Raw genomic sequence first — 7,155 nt, 5'->3', positions numbered from 1 at the left:
CTCCTTGTGGGGAAGCGCGGTGAAGACGAGGTCGGCTTTCTCCGAGATGGCGTCCGGGTCGATCTGTTCCAGTTCGATCTCACACCGGCCGGCCACGCTGCGCAGCACCTGGCTGATCTTCATCCCGGCACTCTGGCGCGAGGTGAGCGAGGTGATTTCCACGTTGGGGTGGTTGAGCAGGAGCCGGATGAGCTCGAATCCCGTGTAGCCGGTCGCTCCGCAGATGGCGACCCGTGTTTTGCCTGCCATGAGTTTGTCCTCTTCGATCAAAAAGAAAGGGGGCGACTGTGTGTCGCCCCCTTTGCATAGTTCGCTGGTGTTGGTGCGACTTAGCGCTTGGAGAACTGGGTGCTCTTGCGCGCCTTGTGCTGGCCGTACTTCTTACGCTCAACTTCGCGAGGATCGCGGGTGAGGAAGCCGGCCTTCTTGAGCGGACCGCGGAGCTCCGGGTTGGCCGTGATCAGCGCGCGGGAAATCCCGTGCTTGATCGCGTCGGCCTGGCCCGACATGCCGCCACCGCGGACGTTGACGTGAATGTCGAAGCTGGTGTTCGTGTTGGTCAGGTCCAGCGGCTGACGGACGATCATCTTCGCGGTGTCGCGGGTCAGATACTCATCCGAGGGCTTGCGGTTGATGAAGATCTTGCCGTCGCCGGGAAGAAGGCGAACGCGCGCGACCGAGCGCTTGCGCCGGCCGGTGGTCTGGATTGCTTTGGGAGCCGCCATGGGTTCTCTCTCCTACAGTATCGCCGCGCTTAGCGGGGAAGGGGCGCGGGCTTCTGCGCCGAATGCGGGTGATCGGTTCCCGCGTAGATCTTGAGCTTGGTCAGCATCTTGCGATGCAGCGGCGTGTTGGGAAGCATGCGCTTCACCGCAAGCCGCAGGATGTCCTCGGGATGACGCTCGCGAAGCTCGGCCGCCGTGGTCTCCTTGAGGCCGCCAACATAACCCGAGTAGCGGTAATACATCTTGTCGGCCCACTTGTTGCCGGTCAGCTTGATCTTCTCGACGTTCGTCACGACGATGAAATCACCGGTGTCGATGTGCGGGGTGAACTGCGGCTTGTGCTTGCCCTTGAGGACCATCGCGATCCGGGTGGCAAGACGGCCCAACACTTCACCGTCGGCGTCGACGTGGAACCAGTTTCGTTCAATCTCGCCAGTCTTGGCGAAGGGTGTACTTTTCGTCTGCATCACTATTTTCCCAAGTCGTTCCCGGGGTTTAGAGGCATGCGCTGATCGCAGGCCGGTCCCCAGCGAGGCCGCGATCATAAGCACAGCACCGGGGGGTGTCAAGCAGGATCGGAAAACGCCGAAAATCAGCCAGAAATGTCTGAAATTACAGAGGAAATCCCGCCACCGGGAGCGACCCAGGGCCCCTCCCCGAAGTCCACCCAGGCCATGGTGAGGCCCTGCGGCGGCGCCGTGGTGCCCGCTCCGGCCCGATCCGGGCGGCTCAGAAGGCTCTCGATGTGCCCGGCGGGCAGTTTTCCCAGCCCGATTTCGATGAGCGTTCCGACCATCGAGCGCACCTGCCCCTTGAGAAATCCGCTCCCCACGAAGCGAAATTCGTGGACGGGGCCGCGCACCGCGTAGTCGGCGCTGAATATCTCGCGCACGGTGGTGGTCGTGTCCGCACCGCTCGACTGGAAGGCGGCAAAGTCGTGCTCGCCGATAAAATCGCCGAGCGCGGCCCGCACCGCCGGCCAGTCCACTTCGTGGCGCACATGCCAGGCACGATCGCGCAGCAGCGCCGAGCCCACCGGACGCGCCAGCACGCGATAGATGTAGCATTTTCGTTTCGCGCTGAAGCGCGCGTGGAACTCGGCGGGCATCTTGCGTGCCTCGAGCACGCGCACGTCGGGGGGAAGTTTCGTGTTCAGGCCCAGGGAGAATGCGCTCATCGGCAGGTCGACGTCCGTCTGGAAGGTACAGACCTGCCCCTCGGCATGCACGCCCGCATCGGTGCGGCCGGCGCCATGGATGCGAACCGGCGCGCGGCAGAGCGCCGTGATCTCTTCTTCGACCGCCTGCTGGATGGTGCGCGCGTTCTCCTGAATCTGCCAGCCCGCGTACGCGGTGCCGTCATACTCGATCAGGAGGGCAATGTTGCGCATGAGGGGATGAGCGCGGCGCGCCTAGAACTCGACCGTGAGACCGCCATCGAAAGCGAGGCCTGTGAAGTCGAATCCGGTGTCGAATCCATTGATCGACTGGTAGCGCATACGAAAGTCCACGAAGGTATTGGTAACGCCCACCGAGTGCTGGAAGGATCGCTCGGCCGCACGATCGAAGCTGTCGAGAAGGATACGGAGCCCGGCCTCGGCACTCCAGCCGAAGCGCCCGCCGTCGAGCTTCTGGTTGATCGGACCGCGCAGTGTTTCCCGGAAATACACGCCGCCATATCCGACCCCGACATAGGGCACGAGAAGCTGCTCCTCGCTGTAGCGGAATCCGTATTCAAGGCCCACTGTCACCGGAACCATGTAAAGGACCAGATCGGTAGTGGGCGAATTGATGTCGGATCCCGATGCGCGATAGAAACTGCCCTCGACCGAGAGCGCGAGCGTTCCGGGAATGGTCCAGGAACCGCGCACGCCGAACGTGCCGTCGTCGGCAACCACGCCCACCCGCATCGAGAGCAGGTAGTCGGCCTTGCCATAAATATCCTTGATATCCTGCGTGCCGGGGTTGTTGCTGTCCGCGCGCGGCAGGTAGACACCACCCTTGAACGAGGTGAAAACGTGAAACGGACCGCCCCGACGCTTCACCGCTCCCGCCTGCGCGCCCGGAGCAAGGCTCATCACGATGCCCAGCACGAGCACCGCCACGATGAGAATTCGACGGATCATCGGCGCGCCGACCTCCGCCGATACAGCAAGGCAAAACCCGCCAGCGCGGCCATCAGGGCCAGCGGGAGCAACCCGGCATCGGTCGAGCCAATGACGCAGCCGCCGGTTTCACCGGCGTTCGCCGCGGCACCGACCAGAACAACGCTGAGCACTTCCGGGGTGCTGAAATCCGCGGAGGCATTGCCGACGTTGTCGCAGGACGCGACGCTCAGCGTGAGCGTCTCGCTCCCGAGCAGAATCGGCGCGGCGGGGTCCAGTTGCTGCAGCGTGCCGGTCAGCGATGTTTCCGTCATCTCATCCAGAATAATGTCGGGTGCGCCGGAGCTTCGCTGAATTCGCACCACGTAGGAGCGCACACCGCTGTCGAGCGGATCGCCTGCATCCAGCGCCACGTCCCAGCTCAGCGAGAGAACGCCGTTGATGAGAGTACCGGAAAGGCCCGTGGGCGCCATCGGGCGCCCGCCATCGAGCAGGATTGAAGTTTGCCCAAACCCCGGATTCCCTTCGGCATCTTCGAGCGTGAAATACAGCGCCGCTTCTTCAGAGCTGCCGATCACGTCGGCAATATCCGCCGGGTTAACCGTCGCGGTACCTGTTTTCACAGTGCTCGTATCACAAGTAAGCGAGGCTTCAGAGGGTGGAGACTTGGCAAGCGTCGCGGAGCAACCGGCAACATCTTCACTCGCGCTTGCGTCCCAGGGGATCTCAAGATCCGCACCGGGGAAATCCGCCGCACAGGTTTCAACCAAGGGCAAAGCCGGGCTCGCCCCGGGTGTGTCCAGGCTCGAAATCGCAAGCCCCGACGATGCAAATGCAGGCACCGGCCCGGCAAAAATGACATTGATGTCCGCCGTACCTGTCGGCACGAATAGATTGCCCGAACCGAAACCCGGGCGTACCGCGTTTGCCCCGATGCTCGAGAGCCCCGTGGTCAGTTGCGCATCAGCCGCGCGGCTCATCGGGGGCGTGTAAACAACGTCACCCAGATCACCGACGTCGAAGAGATCAAGCCGAGCAGCGCCGAGCAACGCCAGCCAACGGCTGCCGGTCTCCGCATCAAAGAACGTAAGCAGCCCACGCGGTGAGGCCGGGCCGGCAACACTGTAGTTGTCGCTTCCGTCATTAAAGAGCACTTGCGCAATGGCAGTGCCGCCGAGTTCCGCTTCCGAGAGATCGATTACGTAGAGAGCGCCATCGGATGCCTGCAGGAACAGGCCGTGCTCACCCGCCCGGCCAAAAGCCGCCGTCAGAGCGCCTGTGCTGAGTGGCGGGATCTCCGCGCTCAGCGAGAAATTCATGTTGTTGAACGGATCGAACCAACTGACGACGCCGTCGTCGCAGCCCGCGTAGATTCGCTCAAATCCCACACCGAGTCCGACCGGCGTGCCGCGGTTTACCGGGTCGGCGTCCGCGCCGCAGAGCCGCACGTTCACCGGCGCGCCCACGGTCTCCGTACTGTTGTCGGCATTGATCGCGATGGGCGCATTCATGCTGGAGAGCGAGATCACGCTGGCCGATTTCTCGGCGGTGTTCTGTACGATGAGGTAGTCGTCCGCCCCGTTGCCTGCGATCAGCAGGCGGCTCGGACCATCGCCGACGTCTACGGTTTCCAGTGAGCTCAGTGACGGCGTCGGCAACCCGAAGCCCGAGACATCGACGAGCTCAACGAGGTCGAGGTCCATGCAGGCAACATAGAGGGTTCCGCCGGAGACGAGCAGATCCTGCGGGTTGCACCCGATGGAGAGGTCCAGCGCCGCGGCGGTGATTTCCTTGCCGGTACGCACTTCCACCGTGCGAAGCTGGTCATTGGCGCTGTCAGCGACGAGTAAGAGCTGCGCCTCGCCCGCGCCCTGGGCGTAGACGGCGGTTGTCACCGCTCCGGTGAGGGTAATGGGGCTCGCCACGTTCTGGGGCTCGGCGCGGGCGGCGCTTACCCCCAGAGAGAGCGCCAAGACGGCCGCAAGTGCCCCGATTTGCCAAAATCGCTTCATGGAGTGCGAACAATAGCGCACGCCCGGCCCGGGCGCGATAGCCCGGCGCGGGAAAATCCCGGCCCATAACAAACGGGCGGCCTCGTGGCCGCCCGTTCCTGGTGCGAGTTCAAAGCTCACAGGTAATCCTGAATCAGCCGCTCGGCGATCTGCACCGCGTTGGTAGCCGCGCCCTTGCGGATGTTGTCGGCCACCACCCACATGGTGATGCCGTTTTCGAAGGCCAGGTCCTCGCGGATGCGACCTACGTAGGTCTCGTCGTGGCCGGCCGCCTCACTGGCGAGCGGGTAGACGTTGTTGGCCGGATCGTCCTGGACGATCACGCCCGGCGCTTTCGAGAGAATCTCGCGCACCTGATCGGCGGTGAGCTTCTTCTCGGTCTCGATGGTGATCGACTCCGAGTGGCTGTAGAAGACGGGCACGCGAACCGCCGTGGCGGAGACGATCACCGACTCATCGCCCAGGATCTTCTTGGTCTCCAGCGTCATCTTCATCTCTTCCTTGGTGTAACCATTTTCCTGGAAGACATCGATGTGCGGCAGGCAGTTGAAGGCGATGCGGTGCGCGAACTTCTCACACTTCACTTCCTTCATGGCCAGCAGATCCTTCGTCTGGTTTGAGAGTTCCTCAATCCCCTTCTGCCCCGCGCCAGAGACGCTCTGGTAGGTGGAGACGATCACGCGCTTGATCTTTGCGGCGTCGTGGAGCGGCTTGAGGGCCACGACCATCTGGATCGTCGAGCAGTTGGGGTTGGCGATGATGTTGCGCTTGGTATAGCCGGCAATTGCGCCGGGATTGACCTCCGGCACGACGAGCGGCACATCCGGGTCCATGCGGAAAGCGCTCGTGTTGTCGATGACGACCGCGCCGGCCTTGCCCGCGATGGGAGCAAACTCCTGGCTCACAGCGCCGCCCGGAGAGAAGAGGGCCACGTCCACGTCGTCAAAACTATTGGCAGTGAGCTCCTGCACGGTCACTTCCTTGCCCTTGAACTCGACGGTGGTCCCGGCCGAGCGGGACGAAGCGAGCGGCTTCAAAGTGGCCACGGGGAAATTCCTCTCCTCGAGCACCTGCAGCATTTGGCGGCCCACGGCTCCCGTGGCACCGGCGACGGCGACGTTGTAGCTTTCCTTCTTCATGTACTCCTTAACCTTTGGCTTGTATCCCTGTCATCGGGAGAGTTGGCAAGACTTGATCAGATGGCGTCGACGAGGGCTTTACCGATTTCTTTGGTGCCCACGATCTTCGCGCCGGGCTCGGCGATGTCGGCGGTGCGATAGCCCTCGGCCAGCACCTTCGAAACGGCTTTTTCGATCGCTTCGGCGGATTTGCTCACGCCGAAGGAATAGCGCAGCATCATCGCCACCGATAGCACGGTGGCGATGGGGTTGGCCTTGTCCTGCCCCGCGATGTCCGGGGCGCTGCCGTGCACGGGCTCGTACATGCCAAGGCGCGGGCCCCCGCCCTCTTTCGCCTTGCCCAGCGAAGCGCTGGGAAGCAGGCCGATCGAACCGGTCAGCATGGCCGCCTCGTCGGAGAGGATGTCGCCAAAGAGATTGCCGGTCACCAGCACGTCAAACTGGCGCGGGTTGCGAATGAGCTGCATCGCCGCGTTGTCGACGTACATGTGGTTGAGCTCGACGTCGGAATATTCGTCCTTGTGAAGCTTCGTCACGATGTCGCGCCAGAGCTCGGTCACTTCGAGCACGTTAGCCTTGTCCACGCTGGTCACCTTGCCGCGACGCTGACGCGCCATTTCGAATGCCAGACGGGCGATACGCTCGATCTCGGGCTCGGTGTAGACCATCGTGTTCACGCCGCGGCGGTTGCCGTCGGGATCGGTGTCCACGCCCTTGGGCGTGCCGAAATAGATCCCGCCGGTGAGCTCGCGCAACACCATGATATCGATGCCCTCGACCACCTCGCGCTTTAACGCCGAGGCGTCGATCGTCTCGGGAAACACGGTGGCCGGGCGAAGGTTCGCAAAGAGTTCGAGCTCGGCGCGAAGACGAAGCAGCGCGCGCTCAGGACGGATCGCGTAGTCGAGGCCTTCCCACTTGGGACCGCCAACGGCGCCCAGCAGGACGCTGTCGGCCTTCTTCACTTCTTCAAGATCACCATCGCGAAGCGGAACCTTGTAGGCATCCAGGGCGCAGCCGCCGACCTTGTACTCGGTGAGCGAGAATTCCAGGTCATCGAGCGGCGCGGCCTTCTGGAGGCACTCCACGGCACTTTCGATGACTTCGGGACCGATCCCGTCTCCGGGAAGAAGTGCGAGCTTGTACTGGGTCGTCACGGTTGCTGGCTCCTGCTG

The 7,155-nt window shown here is 63.1% G+C and carries 8 protein-coding genes; all 8 read right to left on the bottom strand.

Translation table 11 applies throughout. The features are described from left to right. On the bottom strand, positions 1–249 hold a 249-nt coding region (gene argC / locus KDH09_18625), incomplete at its 3' end, for an N-acetyl-gamma-glutamyl-phosphate reductase (protein ID MCB0221719.1). Between the two features lie 80 nt (positions 250–329). Next, positions 330–725, bottom strand: a complete 396-nt coding sequence (gene rpsI / locus KDH09_18620) for a 30S ribosomal protein S9 (protein MCB0221718.1) — start codon at positions 723–725, stop codon at positions 330–332. Positions 726–754: 29 nt separating this feature from the next. Then, on the bottom strand, positions 755–1,192 hold the full coding sequence (rplM, locus tag KDH09_18615) for a 50S ribosomal protein L13 (protein MCB0221717.1): 438 nt from the start codon (positions 1,190–1,192) through the stop codon (positions 755–757). Positions 1,193–1,317: 125 nt separating this feature from the next. Then, entirely contained in the window at positions 1,318–2,115 is a 798-nt protein-coding gene (gene truA, locus KDH09_18610) for a tRNA pseudouridine(38-40) synthase TruA (protein MCB0221716.1), read from the bottom strand. Between the two features lie 21 nt (positions 2,116–2,136). Continuing rightward, complete coding sequence (locus KDH09_18605; GenBank protein MCB0221715.1) at positions 2,137–2,850, bottom strand: outer membrane beta-barrel protein; 714 nt, start codon at positions 2,848–2,850, stop codon at positions 2,137–2,139. Beyond that, the gene (locus KDH09_18600; GenBank protein ID MCB0221714.1) at positions 2,847–4,802 is read right to left on the bottom strand and encodes a hypothetical protein; all 1,956 of its coding nucleotides are present in this window, start codon (positions 4,800–4,802) and stop codon (positions 2,847–2,849) included. The genes KDH09_18605 and KDH09_18600 overlap by 4 nt, the downstream gene beginning before the upstream one ends. A gap of 155 nt (positions 4,803–4,957) precedes the next feature. Continuing rightward, positions 4,958–5,980 carry an aspartate-semialdehyde dehydrogenase gene (locus KDH09_18595; protein ID MCB0221713.1) on the bottom strand — a complete coding sequence of 341 codons (1,023 nt, stop codon included), beginning with the start codon at positions 5,978–5,980 and terminating at the stop codon, positions 4,958–4,960. A 56-nt stretch (positions 5,981–6,036) separates the two neighbouring features. Beyond that, positions 6,037–7,137, bottom strand: coding sequence for a 3-isopropylmalate dehydrogenase (gene leuB / locus KDH09_18590; GenBank protein MCB0221712.1), 1,101 nt, complete (start codon positions 7,135–7,137; stop codon positions 6,037–6,039). Positions 7,138–7,155 lie beyond the last annotated feature (18 nt).

The sequence above is a fragment of the Chrysiogenia bacterium genome (assembly GCA_020434085.1).
Taxonomy (GTDB): Bacteria; JAGRBM01; JAGRBM01; order JAGRBM01; family JAGRBM01; genus JAGRBM01.
The sequence above is the reverse complement of the archived record's forward strand: the minus strand, read 5'-3'. Positions and strand labels throughout refer to the sequence as shown.

Bases quoted from the DNA above. Each gene is read 5' to 3' on its own strand.
- rpsI (MCB0221718.1), bottom strand. From the start codon at position 725: ATGGCGGCTCCCAAAGCAATCCAGACCACCGGCCGGCGCAAGCGCTCG.
- rplM (MCB0221717.1), bottom strand. From the start codon at position 1,192: ATGCAGACGAAAAGTACACCCTTCGCCAAGACTGGCGAGATTGAACGA.
- truA (MCB0221716.1), bottom strand. From the start codon at position 2,115: ATGCGCAACATTGCCCTCCTGATCGAGTATGACGGCACCGCGTACGCG.
- KDH09_18605 (MCB0221715.1), bottom strand. From the start codon at position 2,850: ATGATCCGTCGAATTCTCATCGTGGCGGTGCTCGTGCTGGGCATCGTG.
- KDH09_18595 (MCB0221713.1), bottom strand. From the start codon at position 5,980: ATGAAGAAGGAAAGCTACAACGTCGCCGTCGCCGGTGCCACGGGAGCC.